The sequence below is a fragment of the Faucicola osloensis genome, from assembly GCF_020041925.1.
Lineage (GTDB): Bacteria > Pseudomonadota > Gammaproteobacteria > Pseudomonadales > Moraxellaceae > Faucicola > Faucicola osloensis_D.
In genome coordinates, this window is sequence record NZ_CP083409.1 from 1,296,679 (window position 1) to 1,321,649 (window position 24,971).

Consider the following 24,971-nt stretch of genomic DNA (forward strand, 5'->3'; position numbering starts at 1 on the left):
TGCCTTGATTTTATACGGTGTTTTTTGAAATGATGATTGTAAGCATTAACTGTCAGCATTGATTATCAGTCTTAGGCAAGAGTATAAAGTAGGGTAATCACAGTGACTATATCAATTGTGTCATGGCAGCTTGCTTATCATTTGCTAGCTGCTGATTGTGCTAGCTGTCGATTATGCTAGCTGTCGCTTGCGGGCAATATCCCCGCCAAGGCAAAAAACGCGCGATAAGCGGCTACTTTTTTCTCCAAGCTTTGCGGGTAAGCGCGCGAGGTCGATGGCAACCGATAAATACCAAATGTTCGCCCAAAAGCATTAACTTCAAGAAACTGATTGGTTTTTGGCAGTTTATAGGGTGTTTGACTGGGATCAAAATAGGGTGACGCGGGGTCACTGATACTTTGGTTGACCAGCGCTATCAGCACTTCTGTGGCTTTGCCACCGGTGGTATAAATCCACTTAACCTGCTCAAGCTGTGCCAAAACTTTACCCAAATCAACCGTAGCTACCACGGTCAGATGTTCATCAGCCGCATTGCCTTTTTCGCGGATGACATGAGTGACTGAGGGACATTCACCGATTTTATAAGCCTGTAAGAATGCTTTAATTTTTTCGGCATCAAAGCGTTTTTCGTCACCAACTCGAAAATAATCGATATCATCAAAAAACACCTTGCCCATGATGCGCCACATATCATTATAAAAATTGGGGTAATGAAATGCCATGCACCATTTATCAGGCGTGGGCGGCATGGTACCCATCATCAAGACTTTGGTATCAGCAAAAAAGAAGTTACCAAACGGATGGGCTTCGACACGCGGGTCAGTCAATAAATCAGCAGACATATCAGTTTTTATTTCTAATTAAATACACGCCAAGCGCGGCACTGGCAATAATCGGTAACAGCACCATAAAAAACGGTGAAAATCCCGTACTTAAACTGACAAACCCGACCAAATCTTGCAGATAACTAAATACCAAACCAAAGAGCAGAGCAATCACAATGCGATAGCCCAAGCTTTGGTTACGCAAGGAGCCAAATACAAATGAACAAGCAACCAACACTAGCGATAGCATGGCAAAAGGCGACAATAGTTTTTTCCAAAAGGCAACTTCATGCTCAAGCGAGCGGTGTTTGTCTTTGGCGAGAAGCTGTTGGTGCTGCCATAATTCGGTCACTGACATATTATCAGGGCTGCGTGTTAACAGATAAATCGCTGACGGCTCAATGGGTAACTGCAGCTTCATAGTCGGGATGGTAGTCAACTGACTGTGCCCATCGGCAGCAATGGTTAATTGTTTGATTTGTTGCAGCTGCCAGCCCGATGTCTTATCGGCGGTATTTTGACTGACAAAGCTGCCAGTATCGGCCTGCAGCACTTGCTGGATATGGGCAGAGTCGTCTAGCTGCCAAACTTTAATGTTTTTGAGCTCGCCTTTGGTATTGGCATAGTCAATATTGATGATGCGGTTGGCTTGTTTGTCCCAATAACCGTTGATGGCACTTGATAGCAACGGCTTGTCATGTTTGATTTGGTGCGCTAACTGATTGCTAGTTGGCACTACATACTGCCCAAGCAATAGACCGATAATGACAAAAAGAATCGCTGGTTGCATCACCCAACCGACTATTTTAAAGCGGCTGATACCTGCTGCTTGAATCACCGTCAACTCACTGGTGTTGGCAAGCAAGCCTAGACCTACCACTGCGCCTAATAGCGTGCCAAATGGCATATAATCGAGTAAATCACTGGGTGCACTATAGGCAATAAAACGCAAGGCATCTAAATAATTGTAATGATCATTGAGATCCTGCAACTCTGCCAGATAATCAAAGACGACTTTAAGTAGCCAAAGACCAATGATAGCCCCTGTCATGGCAAAAAGCGCTTGTTTTTTAACGTAACGAGATAAAATCATGGCTGACCGCCTGTGGACAACTGACGACTTTGGCGACGATAGCGGACACGATGTACCACGCGGCTTTGCCAATTTAACAACAATGCAAATGCGATAAAACCAACGATTAGCCAAATATATGCGTACTCACTAATGCGTTCTTTACCAATGGCAGTGCGTAGCGAAATGATACTAATCGCACAGCTAGCAAATATGAGCACGGAAGGTAACAAACGAAGCCAGCGTCCTTGACGGGGGCGTACCTGTGCAAGCGGGGTAGCAAGCATCGCCGCAATGATAATCAGCCACGGCATGGTAAAGCGATAGCCCAGCTCGGCTTTGACTTCGGGTTTTTGGGTATTGGCGAGCAGTTTGGCAGTGGTTTGGGTTTCGACATTGGTTTCGGTAATTTTTTCACTGGCAGGTTTTTCTAGGGTAATGCGATATTTTTCAAAACTGGCTTGGTTATAGTTGGCCTGATTGGTGCCAAGCTCATAGCGACGACCCTGAAACAAATCTAGCTGCATTGAGCTATCCGTGTCTTTACTGGGCACTTGATAAGCACGCGTGGCCGTGATGATAACATCGTTTTTGGCGATTTTGCCGCTTTTATCGGTTTGCTGCTGCACCACGTATAGGTTTTTGAGTTCACGTTTTTCTTTATCAAACTCATCGACATACAGGTGATAGTTGCCACTGCTGATAAAGGTTTTTGGACGCACTAAATCGAGTAAACTACCAAGCGACTGGGTTTGCCAAATGTGCTCACTGTTAGACAGTCCCCATGGTTTTGCCCAAAGACTAATTCCCATTTGAAATACAAATAACCCAGTAATCAGCGGAATCATCAAACGTGTCAAACGGCCACGACTGATGCCACTGGCAAACAGGACGCTCATCTCCTGATCCACGTACATACGACCGAGCACGAGCATCAATGCGATAAAAAATGACAGCGGTAAAATCAGCTCAAGAAAGGTTGGAATGTTATAGCCAATAATGGCGAACAGCAAACCAACATCCAGCCTGCCTTCTGCAGCGATACCAAAATAGCGGATTAAGCGACCGCCAAGCATCAGCGCCATCAGAAATAACAGCACAATCGCAGTATTAGCGGCGACTTGTTGCGTCATATAGCGTCGTAATATCACAAGTAACCACCTAATATTACTCAAAAATTAATCAATTCAAACAGCTAGGGAAGTAAATGCCAATATTGTACGACATCATACCATTCGGCGCATCTGTTAATCGGCTATTTTAGCGCGTTGCCGAGAGATTATGAATATGAATACTGTAAGGTAACATTTCACAATGACTTTTCACCAACACTTTTTACAGCCGCTTTATCAAAGCCAATTTTTACAAAGACTTTTTACAACCGCATTTTACCCTACACAATGACGCCTGCTATCCCATCGCCCAATATTATAAGCCAAATGCTATAACCCAAATACGATAATAGGTGTGCTATGATAATAGTTATTTCTTGATGACAATAATTAAGGAGCTTAAATGAGTTTGACATTGACACTAGCGACCGCGCTTAAAAAAACGGTCAAGAACAGTTATCACGTGGTATTGGTAGATGACAATAGCCAAACTATGGGGCAACTAACGAGTGAGCTACAAACCGCTGTCAGTCGCCTAATTGAAGCAAGTCGTTTCAAGGGTAAGCTTGCCGATACCGCAATCAGTTATGGCGCTGACAACAATGCAGGTCTGTTATTGGTTGGCGTGGGCAGTCAAGATAAATTAAACGGCGGTAGCCTGCAAAAAATTGCCAAAGCGATTTATGCAAGTTTGAGCCGTCTTACCAAATCTGCCGTGATTAGTTTAGGCGATAGTATTGATGAAGTGAGTTTTAGTCAGTTGGCATTAGCGCTGTTGAATCAAAGCTATACCTTTGATATTTATAAATCGCAAAAAGCGGATAGACCGACGCTAAAAGACGTGACCTTATTGGTCAGCGCAGACAACCAAGCCGCGTTTGACACCCTGCTACAGCTGCAGCAGGCGACTGCCCAAGGCCAATCACTCACCAAAGATTTGGCAAATCAGCCACCGAATGTATGTTTCCCTGCCTATCTTGCAGAGCAAGCGCAAAGCTTAGCAAATCAATACCCAGAGCTATTGACGGTCAAGGTATTGGGTGAAAAAGACATGCAGCAATTAGGGATGAACTGCTTTTTGGCAGTGGCTCGCGGCTCCGCGCATGAAGCTAAGTTAGTATTACTTGAGTACAATGGCAAAACTACCAAAAAAGACAAAAATAGCAAAACCAAAGGCAAAAAATCAAGCCTAGAGCAACCGATTGTACTCGTGGGTAAAGGCATCACCTTTGACAGTGGTGGTATCTCACTCAAACCAGGTCTGGGCATGGGTGAGATGAAATATGACATGGGCGGTGCGGCGGCAGTCATGGGCATGATTAAAGCGCTATGTGAAGCGCGTCTACCGCTGCAAGTTGTTGGCGCACTCGCTTGTGCAGAAAATATGCCCTCAGGAACAGCAACTCGCCCTGGCGATATCGTCACCGCCATGAATGGTAAAACCGTCGAAATCCTCAATACGGATGCCGAAGGTCGTTTGGTACTTTGCGACACCTTGGTGTATGTACAGCGCTATCAGCCGAAAGTGATTATTGACATGGCAACCTTAACGGGGGCGTGTATCGTGGCGCTGGGTTATGTGCGCTCAGGTCTATACAGTAACAATGAAGATGTGATTTTTGAGCTTGAACAAGCTAGCGAATCAGCGTATGACCGTGTTTGGCACATGCCACTGGATGATGACTACCAAGAGCAGCTTAAATCCAACATGGCAGATATGCAGAACATTGGCGGCATGCCAGCAGGGTCAGTCACAGCGGCGTGTTTTTTATCGAAATTTGTGGAAGATATTCCTTGGGCGCACTTGGATATCGCAGGGACAGCGTGGCAGTCGGGCAAAGAGCCAACCGCAACGGGTCGTCCAGTACCGCTATTGATGCATTATCTCTATCGCCAAGCTGCCCAAGATGCAGTCTAGGTGATAGGACGCTGACCACCCTATGACGGCATTGCAAATTAGTTTTTATATTTTGTCCCCGCAAAAAAAACAGCTCGCGTTCGTCTGCCAGCTGATTTCAACCGTGCTAGCCAAAAGCGAGGATAGCATTATCGTGGTGGCAGCGTCCGAGCTATTACCCTCACTTGATGACCGATTATGGTCATTGAGTGATGTGGCGTTTATTCCCCACCAAATTATCCAGCAACTTGATGCCTTTTATCACCAAAAAATCCCTGCCAGTGTGGTACTTACCGATAATATCGAACTTGTCACCCAATTTGATGGCGTCGTCATCAATCTCACCAATGAGGCGATTGTAGATACCCAAGCTAGCCGCCTGCTAGAAGTTATCGACGCCGCCCCCGAACACGTTGAAAGTGGTCGTCACAAATACCGCGCTTATCAAGCACAATTACAAGCACTAGCAACTAGCAGCCAACCTACCATCCAAGTTTTTCAAATCCGATAACTTCTCTACCCAACACTTTGATAGCTTTAAATTAACAAGTTGACGATTTTAAAAATAATTTATGCAAATTGTTAAAAAATGTTAATATATCAGCCATTTTTGCGGTGAAATATTGAGAGGTTATTATGTTAAAGCTTATCCAAGCGTATCAGCGCGTGGGGTTGGTGCCTTTGATTGTGATAGGGCTGATACTTGGTATCTTAGTCGGTTCATTAGCCAATCCGACTATTATCGGTGGTTTATCCATGAGTGTGGCGCAAACCATCTCAATTTTGGGCGCGTTGTTTGTCGGGGCGTTAAAAGCGATTGCGCCGTTGTTGGTGTTTATCCTAATCATTGCCGCTATCAGTCAGCATAAATCAGGCACTCAGGTCAATGTCCGCTCAACCATGGTGCTATATATGGCGGGTACGTTCTTGGCAGCTTTGACGGCGGTAGTAGCAAGCTTTTTATTCCCAACCGAATTGATTTTAAAAGCCGGTGAAGTCAGTCAGACGCCACCGTCATCCTTAGCAGAAGTGATAAAAGTACTCTTGACCAACATGGTGGAAAATCCTGTCAAATCGATTGTCAATGCCAACTACATGGGCGTGCTATCTTGGGCGGCGATTTTGGGTCTTGCCTTGCGCCATGCCTCAGACAATACTAAGCAAATGATTAACGATTTAGCGGAAGCGGTCTCAAGCGTGGTCAAATGGGTGATTTGGTTTGCGCCATTGGGTGTGTTTGGCTTGGTGACACAAACCATCGCTGAAACGGGTCTGTCGGTGTTATTAAGTTATGCCCGTTTGTTAGCCGTGTTGGTCGGCTCTATGGTGTTCATCGCGTTGGTTGTAAACCCGTTGATTGTGTTTGTCAAAACCCGCAAAAATCCTTATCCACTGGTGTTTACCTGCCTTAAAGAAAGTGGCATTACCGCCTTCTTTACTCGCAGTTCAGCCGCCAATATTCCTGTGAATCTAAACCTTGCGCATAAGTTAGGTTTGCATGAGGATACCTATTCAATCACTATTCCGTTAGGTGCCACCATTAATATGGCAGGGGCAGCGATTACCATTAATGTCATGACATTGGCAGCGGCACATACGCTAGGTATTCATGTGGACTTTGGGTCTGCGTTGTTGTTATCGGTGGTATCTACCTTAGCTGCGGCGGGGGCATCGGGTGTTGCAGGGGGTTCATTGCTATTGATACCATTGGCCTGTAGTTTCTTTAATATTCCTGACACCATTGCCATGCAGGTAGTGGCGATTGGCTTTATTATTGGGGTAGTACAAGACTCGGTTGAGACAGCACTCAACTCATCAACGGACGTGTTATTCACTGCAGCAGCGGATCCCAAATACGCTTATCATCGCTAAAAGTTGCTAAAGATTTTGAGCCATATAACGATAAAAAAGGAACAATAAAAAAGGGTATCAAGGGTGTCTTTTTTATTGTCCAAATAATCAATAGACCAACATCAATAGACCAACTAGCTAATTATCCACAAAAAAAAAGATGCCACGCGGGCATCTTTTTTTATAAAAATCACTTAACAATTAGCGATTATGGGTTTACTACAACAGGCACGGTCTGTACATCAACGGGTACGATCGTCGTTGTTGAGGCAATCGCTGTATTGTCATCAACCGGTTGCACGGTGACTGATTGAACTGCAGGGCCTGTTTGGATAACTTTTGCTACAGGGACCACAACTACAGGATTTGGTTGAGCATTCATAGGTGCAGTTGGCGCAACAGATTTATTATTGGTTTCGTCGATTTTTAGGTCAGCTGGGATATCAATGTTTACTTCACTGGTTCTTGGCGTTGCTTTGCTGCCTTTTTTAGCCTTAGCTGAAGCTTTGGTGCTGTGATTATTTTTTGATGCTTTTGTGGATTTTTGAGTCGCTTTTTGCGGTTTTGCTTTTGCCGATGCTACGTTTTTGTGGGTGGTAGTCGATTTGGTCGTAGTCGTTACTTTAGTCGCTGCTTGGGCGCTGACTGTAAGACCGGTTGCTATCACTAATGCAGTAAGCGTTGTGGCTAATTTTTTCATAATTTTTTCCTCATAGTTGATTGCTAGCTTGTTTTCTATAGTTATAATAGGTAGTTAGTATAATCCCCAAATATGACCGTATTATCAATTATCAATTATCAAGAAAATACTTTAAGGGAATACTAAAAGCCTAGCTGTCATTATAAACAATCAACAGATGTGAGAATGTAAGGATTGGGGACAAAATGTTGAAAATACGTAAATATGTTGAGAATACGTAAATAAATTTTTGCACTCTTAAGGAAGTTATTCGGTAGCGTTAACAATCAGTAAAATTGTCAATAAAACGCGGTCAAATTTTGTTTTAAGTTAAATTTTATGGCATGAGTAAAAGATTAGTTATCGGAATTTATTAACAAAGTGTTGCAAAACTTACTAAAGCTTACTAGAAGCGTCAACGTCATCAACCTTGTAGGGCTTTTTTTTGCACTTTTTTATATAACGGCTATGAGAATGCCACAAACCTTACAAAATTGCTCGTTACAACAAGATAGAATCATTTTAATATAGCAGTCATGTGATAAAGCATAGGTCAACATGCTTTAACAACTAAAATGCACGTATAGTATAAAAGTGTCAAAATACAAAAGCAGGACATTTAAAACAATAAAAAAAGGAGAATTATCATGTTTCGTTGGGCTATTATTTTTGCTGTAATCGCACTGATTGCGAGTTTCTTAGGTTTTGGTGGTGTGGCAGGTTTATCGGCAAACTTGGCATATGTGTTCTTGGCAGTAGCGGTGATTTTATTTATTATTGCCTTTATCAGCCGAAAAGTTTAAACACTAAAGTAATAAGATAGGTCTATTTCATTTAGTATGATCATACCAAACACGCTTAAAATAACCTTTTACTATGTAAAAACACGTTTGTTTGATGCAAAGTGTTAAAAATGTAAAAGGTTATTTTTTTTTGTTAGAATTTTCACTCAAATATAGCTTTGCCTCATATGCCAACAATGCCAGTAAGGCAACCAAAAATGGCATGATGTAATACAGTAATCTAAAAATCAATAACACCGCCAGCATCTGCGTCCGATCGACTTCGGGCAAAGCCGTAATCATGACCACTTCAAACACCCCCAAACCGCCAGGAACATGACTTAAAATACCGATTGCCATTGATTGAATGAACGCAGAAAAGGTCGCCCAATAGCTGATATGCTCAGAAGGCGGTAACAGTAAGTAAAGTACCAACGCCACGGTACTTAAATCTAAAATGGCAATCGCAATCTGTTGCAGCACAATTTTGGCGGGCGGTAAGTCAAAACGCCAACCCCGAATCACCACATGTTTGCCTTGCTTGCCAGCGTACACAATAATCGCTGCAATAACACTTAACATGATGATGCCAAGCACCCGTACATAAAAAGTATGCTCAAAGATGCCGAGGGATTTATCCAGTTCAGATAATAGTTGAACGGTAATCTCAGGATGGCTAGTCAAAGACGCCCCAATCAACGTAGTAATGCCAAAGGTAAACGCCATCGACACCATCCAGACGATATTGGCAATTTCATTATGAGTCAGATTAAAACGGCGATAGTTACGATAACGGATACCACTCGCGGTAACAAGATTGAGCCCAATGGTGTGGCTAATGGCATAAGCGGTAAAAGAGGTGAGGGCGACATGGCGGTAATCAAGTTTTTTGCCGAGTTGGCGGAGCGCAATAAAATCATAAATAGTAAGTACTAAATAACCAAAAGCCACCACGATGGCGGCGATAATAAGATGGAAGGTAGGAATATGCGCGATAGCGTCTAGAACGTCTTGATAGTGCACAGTTTTGGTCAAACGATAAAGCGCACGAATTGCCATAAAAAAAATCAATACCGTAATCGCTGTTAATGCAAGTCGCCAAACCTGCTTAAACCAAGAACTATTCATGCATTCAACCTAATTTTTTTTAGTAGACATTACGATCAATTAATCAATTAATCAATTAATCGCCAACATTATTTTCATTATCTTCAAACAATGTCAAATTTATCTCATCATCTTGCACAGTTTGGGTGGGGGTTTGGTGCGCCAAACGCTGGGCACGCAGTCGTTTGAGTCGTCGGATAGTCAATAACTTAAGTACTTGCCGCTTTTGTAAGTCATTCATCATAAGCCAAAGGTCACGCTCGGTGCGATTGCGCAAACAGCCTTTACAATAACCCTGTTTATCAAGCTCGCAGACTTGAATACAAGGACTGGCAATCTCAAATAACTCTTGCTGCTCCATCGCGGTGATAACTCCTGACTACGCCATACAAATGGACGAGTAATCCACCTATGCAGAGATAGGGTTAACTGGGCTGAAAATCAAATAACACAGACAAAAACGTACCACCAAACACGGCTATCTAACTAACACGACAAATTTTAACGTGTTGAAACCTCGCATCATGGCTATTTTAGCCAAGCAATGCTAAGATTAAATGTTAGCCAAACCAACAACAGTCGATATGATAATTTACTATAATTAAAAATTTGAGATAAAGCCATGCAAATTGTGTATATTCACGGACTTGATAGCAATCCAAACGCCGAAAAAGCGCAAAAACTCAAAGATTTTTGTGCCAAAAATTTCCCACAAATCAAGGTTGTTGCGCCCGATTTGAATCGTTCACCCAACGAGTCGATTGCTTTAATCCAAGAAATTATTGCCAACGACCCGAATACAGGTTTGGTCGGTAGTTCGCTTGGGGGATTTTATGGCAATATTTTGGCGAATTTGACAGGTAAAAAAACGGTATTGCTCAACCCAAGTGTGCACAGTGGCACAAGTCTCAAACGTTTTTTTGGGGAAGATTTTGACAGTTTGCCCAATGATTATATCGGTCACGTGACCCCCGATGGCTGGCATATTAGCAAAAAAGATATTGAGTGGCTGGTAGCAAATCGCCCCGAACAATCGCTCAATCCGCAGAATTTATTGGTCATTTTGAAAAAAGGCGATGAGCTGCTTAATTTCCAAGATGCGGTCAATTATTTTAGTCAAAGCGCTTTGGAAAAAAGCAATGCCCAAAGCCATATCATCGTGGAAGACGGTGGCGACCATCGTATGAGTGATTTTGAAACCAAACTACCGCAAATCATACTGTTCTTGTTTGGCTTGCCGTTGATTAAGTAAAAATTTTCTCGAAAGGTCAGGCGTTGTCCTAGAAAATTGGTTTATGATATATGACATAAAAAAATAGGACTATGAAAAGCTAATGGAATTTGAAATTACGTTGATTACTTTAGGTTTTTTTGCTTTTTGTGGGGGCTTAATAGATGCCGCAGTCGGTGGTGGTGGGTTGGTGCAAATTCCCGCTTTATTACACGCTTTGCCACAACATAGTATGGCTACCGTTTTAGGCACTAATAAGTTAGCCGTTTGGGCGGGTACATCAGCATCTACTTTAAAGTATGTTAATAAGATTAAATTTGTTTGGCGGCTTTTAATCCCTACCATGGTGGCGGCATTTATATTTGCTTTTTTTGGAGCAATGTCAGTTACTTATATCCCCAAAAAGGTCATGAGTTACCTTGTTTTTGTGTTGCTCATTTTGATGGCTATTTATACCTTTTTTAAAAAAGATTTAGGCACAGTTCATCATGATATGCCGCATGGCAATAAACAAATTTTGTTAGGTATGCTATTTGGTGGGCTGATTGGTTTTTATGATGGTCTCTTTGGAGCTGGTAGTGGTAGTTTTTTAGTCTTTGCCTTTATCAAAATTTTTGGATTTGATTTTATTAATGCGTCTGCATCAGCCAAAGTGGTTAATTTAGGTACTTTCAGTGCAGCATTGTTATTTTTTATACCCACAGGAAATATTTTGTGGAAAATCGGTCTCATGGTTGCTATTTGTAATATTGTCGGTTCTTTGGTAGGTGTTTTCTTAGCATTAAAATATGGTAGTCAATTTATTAGAGTATTTTTTCTCATTCTTTTGGTTTTTTTAATTGTAAGAATGGGAATGACGTTATTTTAAGTTTTATAGTCATGGAAATTTTATGAGTAGTTACACATCCACATCACTTGAAGTATTAGAAGGTCTTGACCCGGTACGCCGCCGCCCCGGCATGTACACTGACACCACACGCCCCAACCACCTTGCCCAAGAAGTCATCGACAATTCGGTGGACGAAGCCCTTGCAGGTCACGCCAAAAACATTACTGTCATTCTACACACCGACGGTTCGCTGTCGGTCGAAGATGACGGACGCGGCATGCCCACCGACATTCACCCCGAATTTAAGCAATCGGGCATTGAGCTGATTTTGACACGCCTACACGCAGGCGGTAAATTTTCTACCGACAACTACCAAGTCTCAGGCGGTCTGCATGGCGTGGGGATTTCAGTCGTCAATGCCTTGTCGCACAAAGTCGATGTTACTGTGTGGCGAAATGGCGAAGCATTCACCATGCAATTTGTCGATGGCAATGCCGTTGCTCCGCTGGCGGTTGCCCCGTCTTCTAACAAGAAAAAACGCGGTACACTCGTGCGGTTTTGGGTCAATGAAACATACTTTGACACGCCAAAATTTAACATCAAACAACTCAAACACCATCTTAAAGCCAAAGCCGTATTATCGGCAGGGCTGACCATCACTTTTATCAATGAAATTGACGGCGATAAAGACGTTTGGCAATTTACCGATGGGCTATCGCAATATCTCACCGAGCAACTGGTCGAAGAAATCACCCTGCCAGAACAGCCATTTGTGTTTAATTACGACGCCAAAAAAGGCGAGCGAGCAGGGTTAAGTTTTGCCATTTGTTGGCTTAGCGAGGGTGGTACGCCTGTACAAGAAAGCTACGTCAATCTGATTCCTACAGCACAAGGTGGCACGCACGTCAATGGACTACGCACAGGTATTACGGACGCGTTAAAAGAATTTTGTGAACTGCACAATCTACTGCCGCGCAACGTCAAACTCGCTCCTGAAGATGTGTGGGATGGGGTCAATTATATTTTATCGCTAAAATTCTCCGAACCGCAATTTAGCGGACAGACCAAAGAGCGCCTATCGAGCCGAGAGGCAGCGGGCGTGGTACAAGCCTTTGCTAAAGATGGCTTTAGCCTGTGGCTCAATCAAAACTCTGAGATTGCCAAACAAATCGCTGAACTTGCCATCAATAAAGCGGGGAAACGGCTCAAATCCGCCAAAAAAGTTGAGCGTAAAAAAATCACCCAAGGACCCGCATTGCCAGGCAAATTGGCGGATTGTCGCGGTGATTTGCGAGATGGCGCAGAGCTGTTTTTGGTGGAAGGGGATTCGGCAGGTGGCTCTGCAAAACAGGCACGTGATAGACATTTTCAAGCGATTATGCCCCTGCGAGGCAAGATTTTGAACACGTGGGAAGTATCGCCCGATACGGTGCTTGCCAGTGAAGAGATTCATAACATCGCCATTGCCATTGGCGTTGATCCTGATTCGGACGACTTGAGCGAACTGCGTTATGATAAAATCTGTATTTTGGCGGATGCCGATTCGGATGGACTGCATATTGCCACGTTGCTGTGCGCGCTGTTTGTCAAACATTTTAAAGCGGTCGTTGATGCAGGGCATCTGTATGTCGCTATGCCACCGCTATATCGCATTGATATTGGTAAAGAGGTGGAGTACGCCCTTGATAATGACGAACTTCAGCAAATCTTGAAAAAAGTGGCAAAAAATAAAAAGCCGCAAATTACCCGATTTAAGGGGTTAGGCGAGATGAGTGCCGAACAGCTACGTGAAACCACGATGAATCCTGATACGCGACGTTTGGTGCAGCTTGACCTTGATGACCCCACTGCAACCGATAGCGTGATGGATATGCTACTTGCCAAAAAACGCGCCAGCGACCGTAAGATGTGGCTTGAGCAAAAAGGCGATTTGGCGGAAATTGGGGTTTAATGGCTAGGTAAAAATGATTGACGTTAAGCCTACAATGATAGCGTATACTTTTGAAAGTGCAGGGCTATCTGATACGTTTGAACATTATCAAGTAGATAAATCCTATTACGCGTTAGACTTTTTAAAGGAAAATGACGCTCGTTATATGATTTATCAATTTTCCCCTTCTGCCTAACATCTAACATGGGGCAAATCCGCGAATATGACTAAATTGTTGATTACCCTGCTTTTATTCTTTATCACCGCCATTGCCGAGATTGTCAGTTGTTATCTTGGCTATCTGATGCTCAAACAGCACAAACCGCTTTGGCTCATTGTACCTATGACCATCACGCTTGCCCTGTTCGTATGGCTACTGACCCTTCATCCCACCGCGACAGGGCGAGTGTATGCCGCATATGGTGGTATATATATCGCGACGGCTTTGGTATGGCTAAAATTTGTCGATGGCGTTTCTCTGACACACTGGGACAGCATTGGCGGTTTGGTGATACTGTTGGGCGCAAGTATTATCATCCTTCAGCCCAAAAGTTTGTTATAAACTCCGCCAATCAACAAATTTGCTAATTTGAGTGAACTAATGTAAACTGAAAATTTTAACCTAGTATTTTAATTCAATCTAGTATCTCAAAGAGTATATTCATGGATATCAACCAAACGCCATTAGACCCTCGCCAATTTGGGTCTAACGTGCCGCGCCGCGATGACCCAAACATTGCCAAACTTGCCGCAAAATACTTAAAAATGCGCGGTTGGCAACTTGTGGGCGAGGTGCCCAATGTCAAACAACTGGTGATGCTGGCTGCTCCGCACACGTCAAACGAAGATGGCTGGAATGCGGTGATGGGCATTTTATCAGTTGGCATTGATTTTAAATTGATGGGTAAAAAAGAGCTGTTTCGTATCCCGCTCCTCGGGTCTTTCCTAAAATGGGGCGGTATGATTTCGATTGACCGTCAGAAAAAAGGTTCAACTTTGCAGGCCGCCATTGAGCAGTTTAACCAACAAGAGCAGCTTTGGTTAGGGTTGGCACCTGAAGGGACACGCAGTTATACCGAAAAATGGAAAACAGGGTTTTATCATATTGCCGTAGGCGCAGGCGTCCCGATTTTACCAATTGCAATGGACTATAACACCAAACAAATGCGCTTTATGCCTTTGTTTTACCCAACGGGCGACTATGATGCCGATTTACCGAAAATTTTAGAAAACTATCGCGGCGTTTTGGGTAAGCATTTTGAAAAAATGTCACAGCCGTTGCAAGATTTGCATGGCTAACTGTATTAGCTACCCCATAAATTTCTTATGCTGTCTCTACGTTAAGCTACTTTTAGTTAAGGTAGCTTTATATTAAGGGCTTAACAAGTCTGCTATCGCATTCATTCCATTTATCATTAGCAGGCTGAAAGGATAAGAGAAGGGTAAAAAAAGGGTAAAAATGCGCCATGAAAGTCCTTTTGCTGCCGATACGGTCAACAAAAGGGTATAAATATAAAGACCCTTTTGCTATCGCCGCTATTTGCCCACAAAAAAACCTAAACCTGACGATGCCATAGGTTTTACAAACTATTTCTGCTATGATAGCTACAATTTTGAGACGATTTTTTAGTCGTTATTAGACCTTAATTGGACATATCAGATAGGAAATTTTATGAGCAATAATACAGTTCCCGTATTGGCAGCAGTTGTGTTAGGTGCTTTGGCATTATCACCCGTTTTTATCAAAAGTTTTGGCGATGACCCACAAGTAGCCGCCATCGGTAGCCGTCAGTTGGCGGGTAATTCAGCCGCTATCAATGCCCAAAGCAGTGAAGTGGCAAAGGTAGGTTATAGCCTAGGTTATATGATGGGTCAAAACGTCAAAAAAGACGCCAAAGACCTCAATCCTGCTGATATCAATCAAGGTATCAATGACGGTTTTAATGGTAAAGAATCGACCATGTCCCGTGAAGAAATGATTAAAGCGGTACAAACTTATGAGCAAACCCAAATGCAAAAACGCCTTCAAGACAACCAAGCCAAAGGTGAAGCTTTTCTAGCACAAAACGCTAAAAAAGCAGGGGTCAAAACTACCGCGTCTGGCTTGCAGTATGAAGTGCTCAAAGAAGGTACCGGCGCGCAGCCAAAAGCCACAGATATCGTAGCGGTACAATATGAAGGTAAATTGTTAGACGGTAAAGTGTTTGATAGCACCGCACAGCATGGCGGTCAACCTGCGGTATTCCCGCTTAACCAAGTTATCCCAGGTTGGACTGAAGGCTTACAATTGATGAAAGAAGGCGGCAAATATCGTTTCTACATTCCATCAAAACTCGCTTACGGTGAGCAAGGCGCCCCACAAGGTGGAATTGAGCCAAATAGTGTGCTCATCTTTGATGTGGATTTGCTAAAAGTCAACCCACCGGCTGATGCCGCACAGCCTGCCGCAGCAGATATCCAAGCCCAACTACAACAACAAATTGAATCCATGCAGTCAGCTTCTCAACCTGCCCAATAGGTGGGGTTGGCGTCAGATAGGTGATCTCAATCAGCTGGGCAAGCGCAACTATCGAATTCGCTCGCCCTACTCATCGGCACGATGGCAAAGGAACATCCCAATGATTTTAGGATATAAAAAAGTAAGTTTAGTGACTAGCATCGCTACTGGCATGCTGTTAGCGGTTACATCAATCAGTGCAAATGCCGCACCCGCCAGCACTGGTGCAAACAAAGTTGCATCCTCTGTTTATGTACCAAAATCCACAGTGACGGCAACTAGCCCAGCATTGGCACAAGTCGGCTATAGTTTTGGCTATCTGATGGGTGAGAGCAACAAAGACAGTATTGATGACTTAAATCTTGATGCGTTTTTTCAGGGATTTCGAGATGCATACTCAGCGCAGTCGCCCAATCTTGACAAAAAACAAATGCAAAAAGTATTGCTAGACTATCAAAAGAACAAAGAAATTGCCTATGCCAAAGAAGTACAAGCGTTAGCAGCGAGCAATGCGGCAAAAGGCAAACAGTTCTTGCTAGAAAACGGCAAAAAATTAGGCGTGAAGACTACTGCGTCGGGCCTACAATACCAAGTGCTAACACAAGGGAGAGGCAAATCGCCTAAAGCGACGGACAAAGTCAAAGTCCACTACGAAGGTCGCTTGATTGACGGTACGATTTTTGACAGCTCTTATAAACGTGGCGAGCCTGTAACTTTCCCACTCAACCAAGTGATTAAAGGTTGGACAGAAGGGCTACAGTTGATGAAAGAAGGGGGTAAATACCGTCTGTTTGTCCCCGCTAATTTGGGGTATGGCGAAGCAGGTAATGCCGATATCGAGCCCAACAGCGTGTTGATTTTTGATATTGAGCTGTTACAAGTCAACCCACCTGTGACCCAACCCGTTAAACTTTAAGTTTTCTCCCATCTTAAAGTTTTCTCCCATTTGGCTATAAAAAACGCTCATATTCCTATTGAGCGTTTTTTATATGAAAGCTTGAAAAGCGTACCTTTAAAGCACCTTTTTTAATACTTTAGAGTTGCGGGTATTGTCATAAAAGGCATAGCGGTCAGCCGGTAGCGATTCAGCAGGGACTTCCATAAACCCATGTTCGACAAACCAATGCGCGGTGCGAGTAGTCAAGACATAGAGTTCATGGATGCCACGGCTACGCGCTTGTTGCTCTAAAAATGCTATCAAATCTGCGCCACGGCTACCATTGCGATAATCGGGATGGACAGCCACACAAGCCACTTCCGCGGCTTGGTCGTTGAGTGGGTATAAAGCCGCGCAGCCTAATACCATACCATCACGCTCAATCACGCTAAAGTTTTCGATATCGCTCTCTAAACGCTCGCGTGAACGACGGACCAAAATACCTTGTTCTTCGAGTGGCTCTAGCAGTTCAATCAAACCTACCACATCGTCGATATCGGCACGGCGAATTTCTTCATACGGGTCATGGGAGATTAACGTCCCTGAGCCATCACGGGTAAATAACTCTTCAAGCAATGCGCCATCTTTGGCATAGGAGATGATATGGGTACGGTGGATACCATATTGACAAGCATCGCTGGCTGCCCGTAAGAAACGCGCGATTTCTGAGCTTTCAGGAACATCACGTAAGAAGCGTGTCACTTCATGCGGAATCATCTCTTTAAGTAGGTGAGTGCCATCTTTATAGATACCTGTTTGCTCACCCAAGAAAATTAATTTATCCGCTTTTAGGCTAATGGCGGCTTGTAGCGCCACATCTTCAGCCAGCAGGTTAAATACTTCGCCGGTCGCAGAATAGCCCATACTACCCAAAATCACCACATGGTCATGGATTAAATTGTTGTGGATGGCTTCGGCATCAATCGCGCGCACTTCCCCAGTAAATTGATAATCGATGCCATTACGGATACCGTAAGGGCGGGCGGTGACGAAGTTGCCTGAGATGGCATCAATACGAGAGCCATACATCGGCGAATTGGCAAGTCCCATCGATAGCTGTGCTTCAATTTGCAGGCGAATTGAGCCAACGGCTTTTAGGATGTACGGCATGGCTTCTTTTGTGGTGATGCGCACATCATCTGCCATCGGTGTTTCGATATGGTTCTCGGCAAGATTGGCATCAATTTGCGGACGCGCACCGTGGACGAGTACGAGCTTAATACCAAGACTATGCAGCAGCGCAAAATCATGAATCAAATGGCTAAAATTGTCGTGATTGACCGCTTCGCCATTGAACATAATGACAAAGGTCTTGCCACGATGGGTGTTGATATAGGGCGCAAAGTTACGAAACCATAATACATAAGGCGGGGTAACATACGCAGGGGTTGTGGCAGCGGTATTTTGTTGGGCAGTATTGGGTAAATCAATCATAGCGTGATAGGCAAGTATAGGGTTATTATCAGTCATCGTTTCGCCATCGGCAAGCGGTGCATTGCCCTGGGTAAAACTTGCTGAAGTATCGGTTGAAGTTGGCATGATAACAGTAGACATGATAAAAAAAGTAGACGTACAAACAGCATACGATAAAGTTTTTGTCTCTTTTAATTAAACATACATGTAAGTTTAACAGCGTGATTGCGCGCATCGCTAAGAGACTAACGATAAGGCTATCAATAAACCTTACAAAATACAATAGCTAATCTTACTGATTTTGGCTGCGCTGTTTGTATTTAGTAAATTCATCCCGCAACTTTCAACTTGCTAGTGAGTTAAATTGTAAAGTTTGTTATGCTAATCTATAGTCGAGCCTTAACCTATTTGACCACTCAATCAGCGGTGTATGCCAACCTGCCAAAAAAACAGAATACGGTAACACCCGCTGACACAACAATTTTGAACATTTGAAAATCATGATTTAATGGAGAATATTCATGCAAAAGCTTTTAGTATTCGCGCTAATGACCGCCTCACTTGGGGCATCAGCCACCGCAACGGCTGTGCTACCAACGGTGGCATTAGACCCTGTTGATAATAGTCAAGCTGCACCTATCTCAGTGCCCGTTGCTGGACAAGTTCAAACCCGCATTTTAGCCTCTGTGGTTGGTCAGGATCCACAAGGTCAAGAAGTGTTAAGCCCCGTCAATGCACAAACGCGCCTTGCATCAGGCAACGTCGTAGAGTATCGCGGCTACTTAACCAATAACAGCCCTGACCGAATCCGCAATATGAAAGTGACCATGAACATCCCAGCCAATATGGAATTAGTGAGCACAAGCGATGTGGAGCCAACCCGCGCGTTTGGTAGTATGGACGGTGCCAATTTTCAGTATATGCCACTAAAAACCAACATGAATGGCGTGCTACAGAACCTACCGATGGCTTACTATAAAGCCATACAGTGGGATGTACCAGGTTTAGGGCTTAATGAAGTAGCGATGGTGAAATATCGTTTAAAAGTAAAATAATAAGCGCTCAATGCCTAGAAGCAATGCCTAGAAGGGCTCAACGCATAAAACCGCTCAATGATTGAGCGGTTTTTTTAGTTAAAATTTTTGAAACTTGCCGATTTTTTGCTCGATATCGCTGAGCCTTGCTAAGGTTGCGATTTCCCCTGCTTTTATCGTCGCCTCTCTAGCTACGGTATTGGTCGTGCCAATATCACCAACAGCTGGGCTTATCACCACGTCCGCTAATTTAATTTCAGCAGCGTTTGCTTGATTGGGGATGACGGCAAATGTCTTATCCAGTAGCGACCAAAAATCCTGCGGATGACTGTTTTTTGGCGGGCTTGAAACATCTACCGCGATGATAATATCTGCGCCCATTTGTTTGGCAGTTTGCACAGGCACAAGGCTTGTCAGGCCGCCATCGCCATAGCGTTTATTGTTGATACGTGGCGGCACAAAAACGCCATACACGCTACTGGATGCACGCACCGCAAGACCGGTATTGCCTTTATCAAACACGGCTTTTTGCTTGGAGGTTAAATCCGTGGCAACACTGGCAAAACGGATGGGGAGTTTTTCAATCGGTCGATTATCGACTTGGATATTGACCCAGTTTTGTAATTTGATACCTTCGATAAATCCTTGTTTGCTCCAGCTATAATCGAGCAATTCATTATTGCTAACATGGGTCGCGATGTCTTCAAGTTCACTAGCGGACTTGCCACTGGCGTATAAACTACCGACTAGACTGCCGCTACTGGTACCGACGATTAAGTCGGGGGTGATGCCATTTTTTTCCAGTACCTTGATGACGCCTACATGAGCAAAACCTTTGGCACCGCCACCGCCTAATACAAGGGCGATTTTGGGTTTTACTGATAGTTTAGCAGGTGATTTAATAGGTTGGGTGGGTATCACTGGCGTTTTGGTGCAGGCGGTGACCGTAAAACAAATGCTAGTAGTTATCAAGGCAAAGAAAGAAAACGGTTTCATAGCAAGCCTAATCAATCAAAACAGCAATATTATTAAATGATAAATTTGTTGAGTTCATCGGTTATAAAGCGTAAATTGTGTCGCTATGTATTCTAACTTAATTTGGTGTTTTTTCATGCTATTTTTATTATAGGCAGATAAGCTAACTTTATAACATGACGCTAAAACCTGACATCTTTAACCTCCCTGTCACCGCGCTTGCTGGCGTGGGTAGCAAAATTGCTGAACAGCTTGACCAACTTGGTATTGAGCGCGTGTTTGATTTGTTGCTACATTTGCCGCGTGATTATGAAGATCGCAGCCGACTGGTCAACATGTGTGATGTCGTCGATGGACAATCGGCATTGCTACAAGGTACCGTTGTCCGCGTCGAAAACAAAAAGATGGGCCTGAGCGTGACATTGCAAGATAAGACAGCACAAACAACATTACGCTTTTTCAAAGTCTATCGTGGACTGACCGAAACCATGGCGGTGGGCAATACCTTGCGTGTGTTTGGCGAAATCAGTATCAGTAAGTATGGCACCCAAATCAGCCACCCTGAATATGAAATTATTACTGGACATCAACCCCTGACCAATACAGGGCTGATACCTGTTTATCCAACGGTCAAAAACTTGCATCAAAATAAACTGCGTAGCTTGATTCGACTTGCGCTGCAAACAGTCAAACAAGCCAATCCTGTGATGGCTACTATCAGTGATGCTGAGTGGCAAATCGTACAAAGTGCGCTTAGCAAGCAGTTTCCGTTACTAGCAGGTAGCCACAACCCATTTGGGGAATTTAGCTTACTAGAAGCCATTAGCTTTATCCATCAGCCACCGATTTATACCGATTTGAACAAGCAAATTTTGGTGTTAGCGGCGTTAAAAAATCGCAGCCATCCGACCTGTCAGCGGCTCATTATCGAAGAAATGCTCGCGCACCAGCTGAGTCTACTGTACCGCAAACAACAACTTTATCAGCATAAAGCACCGCGCTGCGATGCCACAAGCGTGCTTGCCAATCGCCTGTTAGCCAATTTACCTTTTACCCCGACCCATGCCCAAAATCGCGTAGTGGGAGAAATCGTCAAAGATTTGTCAACGTCAGTACCCATGCTGCGACTTGTGCAAGGCGATGTTGGTGCAGGCAAAACCTTGGTGGCAGCTTTGGCGGCGTGCTATGCGCTTGATAGCGGCTGGCAAGTGGCGGTGATGGCACCGACAGAGATTTTGGCGGAGCAACATCTTAATAACTTTAAAAGCTGGTTTGAACCGCTTGGCATCGGTGTGGGTTGGCTGGTGGGTAAGCAAACAGCCAAAGCGCGTGAAAAAGCCTTGCAGCAAGTACAAGACAACGAGGTGCAAATCGTGGTCGGTACGCATGCGCTATTTCAAGAACATGTCAATTTTGCCAAGTTGGGCTTGGTGATTATCGATGAGCAGCACCGATTTGGGGTTGAGCAGCGAATGGCACTGGTCGATAAAGGCTTGGCGCATACCACACCGCATCAGCTGATTATGACAGCCACACCCATACCGCGTACCCTTGCCATGAGTGCATTTGGTGATATGGATACGTCCATCATCGATGAACTGCCGCCCAACCGCACCCCCATCACCACCGTCACCATAAGCCGTGACCGACGCGATGAAGTGATTGAACGTATCGCTGCCAACTGCGAGCAAGGCAAACAAGCTTACTGGGTGTGCCCACTGGTCGAAGAATCTACCGTGCTTGATGCGCAAGCCGCTGAAGCGACCTATGCCGATTTGAATGACAGGCTCAATCTCAACATTGGCTTGGTGCATGGCAAAATGAAACCCAATGACAAACAAGCAGTCATGGCGGATTTTAAAGCCGGTAAAACCGCTTTGCTGGTGGCTACCACCGTGATTGAAGTCGGGGTCGATGTGCCCAATGCCTCGCTGATGGTGATTGAAAATGCTGAGCGATTAGGGTTATCGCAATTGCACCAGCTACGCGGACGCGTGGGACGGGGCACCCAAAAAAGCTTTTGTGTATTGCTTTATCAAACGCCATTGTCAGAAACGGGTATCGAGCGGCTCAATGTGCTGCGAGATAGCAATGATGGCTTTGTGATTGCGCAAAAAGACTTGGAACTACGCGGTGCAGGGGAGCTTTTGGGTAAACGGCAGACAGGATTTGATAGCTACTATGTCAGTGACCTAGCGAGGGATGAAAGCTTGCTAATCGTGGCGCAAGCGATTGCTAAATACCTAATTGCTGATGAAAATCGCAAATCACAAGTACAGCAATACATCAGCCATTGGACACCCGATGCCATCAAATACATTAACGCATGATAGCCCATAGTAGGCGCTTGAATTCTGATAGAGCGTTGTTTTTACGGATAAAGCGCCTATTCACACCCGCAAATTTTTGTTATGTTATACCCCATGCCCTTATTGATTAATTAACACTGACCTAACGATTGGTTTTAATTAATTTTTTATCCATTGCACAATATCACTGATATTAATATAGAACTATCAATATTTTATTATCAATATAAAGGATACCTGTTATGCCACAAACCAAATATGATTTACCTATCGCAGACCAAGCCGCTGCTGATGAAATCATCAAAAAAACCGAAGACATCAAAGGGGTCAAATTTGTCAACATTAACCCTAATGGTACCATCGTTGTGACCCATGGTGATGACTTTGATGAGGCTGCATTTAAAGCGGCTGCAGGTATCTAGCTAGTAGGCTTGATAAGCGACTAGGTTTTATGCCTAGTTTTATTCCCTGTATGTTTTATGATATATATTTTTGACTGCACAAAAGCTGACTTCGGTCAGCTTTTTTATTGGCTAAAATTTGCCGTTAATTGTTCATTCAATCGTCATACGGTTGTCACCTTAGTCAGCTAATGTTTCCTAGCGATAACGTATGTTTTTATCACAATTTGACTTTTCATATTGTTGCTTTGCCTTATCTAGAGGAAACCCCATGACCAAACCGCCTGCTGAGCAAACTTCTCCTATCCACAATTTGCTTAAAGACACCCAGCCATCAACCCCAAGTATCAACCGTCGCCGTTTTTTACAATCTACCTCGCTTGCGACTGTCGCAGGTGCATCGATGATGCTAGCGGGCTGTAATAATGACAATGATGATAATGATAACACAGCGCAGGTTAGCTTTTTACATGGCGTAGCCAGTGGCGACCCGCTTGCTGACAAAGTGATTTTATGGACTCGGGTGACACCGGTGAGCAGTGGCAGCAGTCTTGATGTCGATTGGCAAATTGCCAGTGATAATGCGTTTAACACCATCATCAATAAAGGCACGAGCAAAACAAACGGTGGGCAAGATTATACGGTCAAAGTGGATGCCACGGGTTTACAGCCGAATACACCTTACTTTTATCGATTTATATGTGGTGGTGTCACCAGTCCGATTGGCAAAACCAAAACCCTACCTGTCACGAATGTCAGTCAAGTGAAACTTGCGGTGGTGAGCTGTTCAAACTATCCTGCAGGCTATTTTCATGCGTATGCCGATATTGCCAAGCGCAGCGATGTCGATGTGCTGCTGCACTTAGGTGATTATATCTATGAATATGGTCGTCATACCATCGATGACCAAGGTAAAACGGTACCTGCCTATGCTTCAAGCCATGCTGCACAGCTCAATCGTGAAGTCATTCCAATGGAAGAATTGCTCACCATTACTGGCTATCGCTTGCGCTATGCCCAATATCGTACCGATAAAGATTTGCAAGCGGTACATGCCGCCATGCCAATGATTGCGGTATGGGACGACCACGAGATTAGTAATGACACTTATAAAGCGGGTGCTGAAAACCACCAACCCAATGAGGGCGATTGGAATCAGCGCAAAATGGACGCCATGAAAGCCTATCATGAATGGATGCCCACGCGTAATAGTGTTATGACGCAAATTTATCGTAGTTTTGATTTTGGTAATTTACTCAGTCTGCATATGCTAGACACCCGTGTCATTGCCCGGGACAAACAGCTAGATTACAATAATTTTTTAATTAAAGACGCCAATGGTCAGCTCACTTTAGATAGCGCAAAATTCACCGCGGCAATGCAAGATACCAGCCGCCAATTGATCGGTTTGCCACAACAAAACTGGCTGGCAAGTCAATTGCAAGTGTCAAAGTCGACTTGGCAAATTCTGGGTCAGCAAGTGGTGATGGGGCAGATGTTTATTCCTGCGCCCGTACTGCTCAACTTTATGAACCCCGCCTTGGGCGTAGATGCCATCACTTATCTGACCTTAATGCAAAAAGCGCAGACCGCCCCCACGACCTTGACGCCGCAAGAGCAGAGTATGGTACAACAGTTGCAGCAAGCCCCATTCATCCCTTATAACCTAGATGCGTGGGATGGTTACGCGGTGGCACGCGAGATGATTTATGGTGTTGCCAACGCTATGCAAAAAAACTTAGTGGTATTGGCAGGTGATACCCATAACGCTTGGGCAAATAATCTAGTCAATGTCAAAGGCGAACCCGTCGGGGTGGAGTTTGCGGTACAATCAGTGACGTCGCCAGGTTTTGAAGAATATTTAGCAACAGTTGATCCAAAACAGTTGTCACTCGGGTTACCCATGCTGGTCAAAGGTGGTACGTTAAAATGGTGTGATACCTCTCAGCGCGGTTATATGATTGTGACAGTGACCCCTGAGCAATGCACCAGCGACTGGGTGTTTGTCAGTGATATCACCAAGCCCACTTATTCAAGCAGTGTTGGTAAAACCATGCGTGTCAAAGTGGGTGAGCCTTATTTGGTTTAAAT

The 24,971-nt window shown here is 44.1% G+C and carries 23 protein-coding genes; 15 read left to right on the forward strand and 8 right to left on the reverse strand.

Annotated elements, in window-relative coordinates; genetic code table 11:
- Positions 1-176: 176 nt before the first annotated feature.
- Genes LAJ61_RS05715 through lptF form a run of 3 tightly spaced genes read right to left on the reverse strand, consistent with a single transcriptional unit; the run spans position 177 to position 3,029 of the window.
- Entirely contained in the window at positions 177-842 is a 666-nt protein-coding gene (locus LAJ61_RS05715; protein ID WP_224053139.1) for a DNA glycosylase, read from the reverse strand.
- Between the two features lies 1 nt (position 843).
- The gene (lptG, locus tag LAJ61_RS05720) at positions 844-1,917 is read right to left on the reverse strand and encodes an LPS export ABC transporter permease LptG (RefSeq protein WP_224053140.1); all 1,074 of its coding nucleotides are present in this window, start codon (positions 1,915-1,917) and stop codon (positions 844-846) included.
- Positions 1,914-3,029: an LPS export ABC transporter permease LptF gene (gene lptF, locus LAJ61_RS05725; protein ID WP_224053141.1), complete on the reverse strand. Its 1,116-nt coding sequence runs from the start codon at positions 3,027-3,029 to the stop codon at positions 1,914-1,916. The genes lptG and lptF overlap by 4 nt, the downstream gene beginning before the upstream one ends.
- Positions 3,030-3,411: 382 nt before the next feature.
- Here lptF and LAJ61_RS05730 point away from each other — a divergent pair, with 382 nt between their 5' ends.
- The 3 genes from LAJ61_RS05730 to sstT all read left to right on the forward strand — a co-directional run bounded on the left by LAJ61_RS05730 (position 3,412) and on the right by sstT (position 6,777).
- Positions 3,412-4,926 carry a leucyl aminopeptidase gene (locus LAJ61_RS05730; protein ID WP_224053142.1) on the forward strand — a complete coding sequence of 505 codons (1,515 nt, stop codon included), beginning with the start codon at positions 3,412-3,414 and terminating at the stop codon, positions 4,924-4,926.
- Positions 4,927-4,948: 22 nt separating this feature from the next.
- Positions 4,949-5,416 carry a DNA polymerase III subunit chi gene (locus tag LAJ61_RS05735; RefSeq protein WP_224053143.1) on the forward strand — a complete coding sequence of 156 codons (468 nt, stop codon included), beginning with the start codon at positions 4,949-4,951 and terminating at the stop codon, positions 5,414-5,416.
- A 125-nt stretch (positions 5,417-5,541) separates the two neighbouring features.
- Positions 5,542-6,777, forward strand: a complete 1,236-nt coding sequence (sstT, locus tag LAJ61_RS05740; protein WP_224053144.1) for a serine/threonine transporter SstT — start codon at positions 5,542-5,544, stop codon at positions 6,775-6,777.
- A gap of 187 nt (positions 6,778-6,964) precedes the next feature.
- On the opposite strand, the gene LAJ61_RS05745 is transcribed toward sstT, so the two are convergent.
- Positions 6,965-7,456: a hypothetical protein gene (locus LAJ61_RS05745; protein WP_224053145.1), complete on the reverse strand. Its 492-nt coding sequence runs from the start codon at positions 7,454-7,456 to the stop codon at positions 6,965-6,967.
- 626 nt (positions 7,457-8,082) lie between these two features.
- Here LAJ61_RS05745 and LAJ61_RS05750 point away from each other — a divergent pair.
- Positions 8,083-8,238: a DUF1328 domain-containing protein gene (locus LAJ61_RS05750; protein WP_007115844.1), complete on the forward strand. Its 156-nt coding sequence runs from the start codon at positions 8,083-8,085 to the stop codon at positions 8,236-8,238.
- A 120-nt stretch (positions 8,239-8,358) separates the two neighbouring features.
- Here LAJ61_RS05750 and LAJ61_RS05755 read toward each other — a convergent pair whose 3' ends face one another.
- Together LAJ61_RS05755 and LAJ61_RS05760 are read right to left on the reverse strand one after the other, a co-directional pair.
- Positions 8,359-9,345, reverse strand: coding sequence for a putative bifunctional lysylphosphatidylglycerol flippase/synthetase (locus LAJ61_RS05755; protein WP_224053146.1), 987 nt, complete (start codon positions 9,343-9,345; stop codon positions 8,359-8,361).
- A 55-nt stretch (positions 9,346-9,400) separates the two neighbouring features.
- Complete coding sequence (locus tag LAJ61_RS05760; RefSeq protein ID WP_224053147.1) at positions 9,401-9,685, reverse strand: DUF1289 domain-containing protein; 285 nt, start codon at positions 9,683-9,685, stop codon at positions 9,401-9,403.
- 261 nt (positions 9,686-9,946) lie between these two features.
- Between LAJ61_RS05760 and LAJ61_RS05765 the strand changes: the two genes are divergently transcribed.
- The 7 genes from LAJ61_RS05765 (at position 9,947) to LAJ61_RS05795 (ending at position 16,727) form a co-directional block, all read left to right on the forward strand.
- On the forward strand, positions 9,947-10,576 hold the full coding sequence (locus LAJ61_RS05765; RefSeq protein WP_224053148.1) for a YqiA/YcfP family alpha/beta fold hydrolase: 630 nt from the start codon (positions 9,947-9,949) through the stop codon (positions 10,574-10,576).
- Between the two features lie 82 nt (positions 10,577-10,658).
- Positions 10,659-11,423, forward strand: coding sequence for a sulfite exporter TauE/SafE family protein (locus tag LAJ61_RS05770; RefSeq protein ID WP_224053149.1), 765 nt, complete (start codon positions 10,659-10,661; stop codon positions 11,421-11,423).
- Between the two features lie 22 nt (positions 11,424-11,445).
- Entirely contained in the window at positions 11,446-13,335 is a 1,890-nt protein-coding gene (parE, locus tag LAJ61_RS05775) for a DNA topoisomerase IV subunit B (protein WP_224053150.1), read from the forward strand.
- Positions 13,336-13,537: 202 nt separating this feature from the next.
- The gene (locus LAJ61_RS05780; protein WP_095356453.1) at positions 13,538-13,876 is read left to right on the forward strand and encodes a YnfA family protein; all 339 of its coding nucleotides are present in this window, start codon (positions 13,538-13,540) and stop codon (positions 13,874-13,876) included.
- A 101-nt stretch (positions 13,877-13,977) separates the two neighbouring features.
- Positions 13,978-14,613, forward strand: coding sequence for a lysophospholipid acyltransferase family protein (locus LAJ61_RS05785; protein ID WP_224053151.1), 636 nt, complete (start codon positions 13,978-13,980; stop codon positions 14,611-14,613).
- 373 nt (positions 14,614-14,986) lie between these two features.
- Complete coding sequence (locus tag LAJ61_RS05790) at positions 14,987-15,832, forward strand: BamJ family beta-barrel-assembly machinery protein (protein WP_224053152.1); 846 nt, start codon at positions 14,987-14,989, stop codon at positions 15,830-15,832.
- A 100-nt stretch (positions 15,833-15,932) separates the two neighbouring features.
- The gene (locus LAJ61_RS05795) at positions 15,933-16,727 is read left to right on the forward strand and encodes a BamJ family beta-barrel-assembly machinery protein (protein WP_224053153.1); all 795 of its coding nucleotides are present in this window, start codon (positions 15,933-15,935) and stop codon (positions 16,725-16,727) included.
- A 96-nt stretch (positions 16,728-16,823) separates the two neighbouring features.
- Here the strand turns inward: LAJ61_RS05795 and argA are convergent, their stop codons facing one another.
- Complete coding sequence (argA, locus tag LAJ61_RS05800) at positions 16,824-18,182, reverse strand: amino-acid N-acetyltransferase (protein ID WP_409034994.1); 1,359 nt, start codon at positions 18,180-18,182, stop codon at positions 16,824-16,826.
- Positions 18,183-18,682: 500 nt separating this feature from the next.
- Between argA and LAJ61_RS05805 the strand changes: the two genes are divergently transcribed.
- The gene (locus tag LAJ61_RS05805; RefSeq protein ID WP_224053155.1) at positions 18,683-19,216 is read left to right on the forward strand and encodes a hypothetical protein; all 534 of its coding nucleotides are present in this window, start codon (positions 18,683-18,685) and stop codon (positions 19,214-19,216) included.
- Positions 19,217-19,294: 78 nt separating this feature from the next.
- Here LAJ61_RS05805 and LAJ61_RS05810 read toward each other — a convergent pair whose 3' ends face one another.
- Positions 19,295-20,191, reverse strand: coding sequence for a patatin-like phospholipase family protein (locus tag LAJ61_RS05810; protein WP_224053156.1), 897 nt, complete (start codon positions 20,189-20,191; stop codon positions 19,295-19,297).
- Positions 20,192-20,346: 155 nt separating this feature from the next.
- Here LAJ61_RS05810 and recG point away from each other — a divergent pair, with 155 nt between their 5' ends.
- The 3 genes from recG (at position 20,347) to LAJ61_RS05825 (ending at position 24,969) form a co-directional block, all read left to right on the forward strand.
- Positions 20,347-22,500 (forward strand): ATP-dependent DNA helicase RecG, encoded by a 2,154-nt coding sequence (recG, locus tag LAJ61_RS05815; protein ID WP_224053157.1) that lies wholly within the window; start codon positions 20,347-20,349, stop codon positions 22,498-22,500.
- A 221-nt stretch (positions 22,501-22,721) separates the two neighbouring features.
- Positions 22,722-22,901 (forward strand): hypothetical protein, encoded by a 180-nt coding sequence (locus LAJ61_RS05820; protein ID WP_036592470.1) that lies wholly within the window; start codon positions 22,722-22,724, stop codon positions 22,899-22,901.
- A 250-nt stretch (positions 22,902-23,151) separates the two neighbouring features.
- Positions 23,152-24,969, forward strand: a complete 1,818-nt coding sequence (locus LAJ61_RS05825; RefSeq protein WP_224053158.1) for an alkaline phosphatase D family protein — start codon at positions 23,152-23,154, stop codon at positions 24,967-24,969.
- Positions 24,970-24,971: the final 2 nt, after the last annotated feature.

Excerpts from the sequence above, each read along its gene's own strand:
- lptF (WP_224053141.1), bottom strand. The coding sequence starts at position 3,029 with ATGACGCAACAAGTCGCCGCTAATACTGCGATTGTGCTGTTATTTCTG.
- LAJ61_RS05795 (WP_224053153.1), top strand. The coding sequence starts at position 15,933 with ATGATTTTAGGATATAAAAAAGTAAGTTTAGTGACTAGCATCGCTACT.
- recG (WP_224053157.1), top strand. The coding sequence starts at position 20,347 with ATGACGCTAAAACCTGACATCTTTAACCTCCCTGTCACCGCGCTTGCT.
- lptG (WP_224053140.1), bottom strand. The coding sequence starts at position 1,917 with ATGATTTTATCTCGTTACGTTAAAAAACAAGCGCTTTTTGCCATGACA.
- LAJ61_RS05735 (WP_224053143.1), top strand. The coding sequence starts at position 4,949 with ATGACGGCATTGCAAATTAGTTTTTATATTTTGTCCCCGCAAAAAAAA.
- LAJ61_RS05730 (WP_224053142.1), top strand. The coding sequence starts at position 3,412 with ATGAGTTTGACATTGACACTAGCGACCGCGCTTAAAAAAACGGTCAAG.
- LAJ61_RS05810 (WP_224053156.1), bottom strand. The coding sequence starts at position 20,191 with ATGAAACCGTTTTCTTTCTTTGCCTTGATAACTACTAGCATTTGTTTT.
- LAJ61_RS05745 (WP_224053145.1), bottom strand. The coding sequence starts at position 7,456 with ATGAAAAAATTAGCCACAACGCTTACTGCATTAGTGATAGCAACCGGT.
- LAJ61_RS05825 (WP_224053158.1), top strand. The coding sequence starts at position 23,152 with ATGACCAAACCGCCTGCTGAGCAAACTTCTCCTATCCACAATTTGCTT.
- LAJ61_RS05780 (WP_095356453.1), top strand. The coding sequence starts at position 13,538 with ATGACTAAATTGTTGATTACCCTGCTTTTATTCTTTATCACCGCCATT.
- LAJ61_RS05750 (WP_007115844.1), top strand. The coding sequence starts at position 8,083 with ATGTTTCGTTGGGCTATTATTTTTGCTGTAATCGCACTGATTGCGAGT.
- LAJ61_RS05715 (WP_224053139.1), bottom strand. The coding sequence starts at position 842 with ATGTCTGCTGATTTATTGACTGACCCGCGTGTCGAAGCCCATCCGTTT.
- LAJ61_RS05805 (WP_224053155.1), top strand. The coding sequence starts at position 18,683 with ATGCAAAAGCTTTTAGTATTCGCGCTAATGACCGCCTCACTTGGGGCA.
- LAJ61_RS05760 (WP_224053147.1), bottom strand. The coding sequence starts at position 9,685 with ATGGAGCAGCAAGAGTTATTTGAGATTGCCAGTCCTTGTATTCAAGTC.
- LAJ61_RS05785 (WP_224053151.1), top strand. The coding sequence starts at position 13,978 with ATGGATATCAACCAAACGCCATTAGACCCTCGCCAATTTGGGTCTAAC.
- LAJ61_RS05765 (WP_224053148.1), top strand. The coding sequence starts at position 9,947 with ATGCAAATTGTGTATATTCACGGACTTGATAGCAATCCAAACGCCGAA.
- LAJ61_RS05770 (WP_224053149.1), top strand. The coding sequence starts at position 10,659 with ATGGAATTTGAAATTACGTTGATTACTTTAGGTTTTTTTGCTTTTTGT.
- parE (WP_224053150.1), top strand. The coding sequence starts at position 11,446 with ATGAGTAGTTACACATCCACATCACTTGAAGTATTAGAAGGTCTTGAC.
- sstT (WP_224053144.1), top strand. The coding sequence starts at position 5,542 with ATGTTAAAGCTTATCCAAGCGTATCAGCGCGTGGGGTTGGTGCCTTTG.
- LAJ61_RS05755 (WP_224053146.1), bottom strand. The coding sequence starts at position 9,345 with ATGAATAGTTCTTGGTTTAAGCAGGTTTGGCGACTTGCATTAACAGCG.
- argA (WP_409034994.1), bottom strand. The coding sequence starts at position 18,182 with ATGATTGATTTACCCAATACTGCCCAACAAAATACCGCTGCCACAACC.
- LAJ61_RS05790 (WP_224053152.1), top strand. The coding sequence starts at position 14,987 with ATGAGCAATAATACAGTTCCCGTATTGGCAGCAGTTGTGTTAGGTGCT.
- LAJ61_RS05820 (WP_036592470.1), top strand. The coding sequence starts at position 22,722 with ATGCCACAAACCAAATATGATTTACCTATCGCAGACCAAGCCGCTGCT.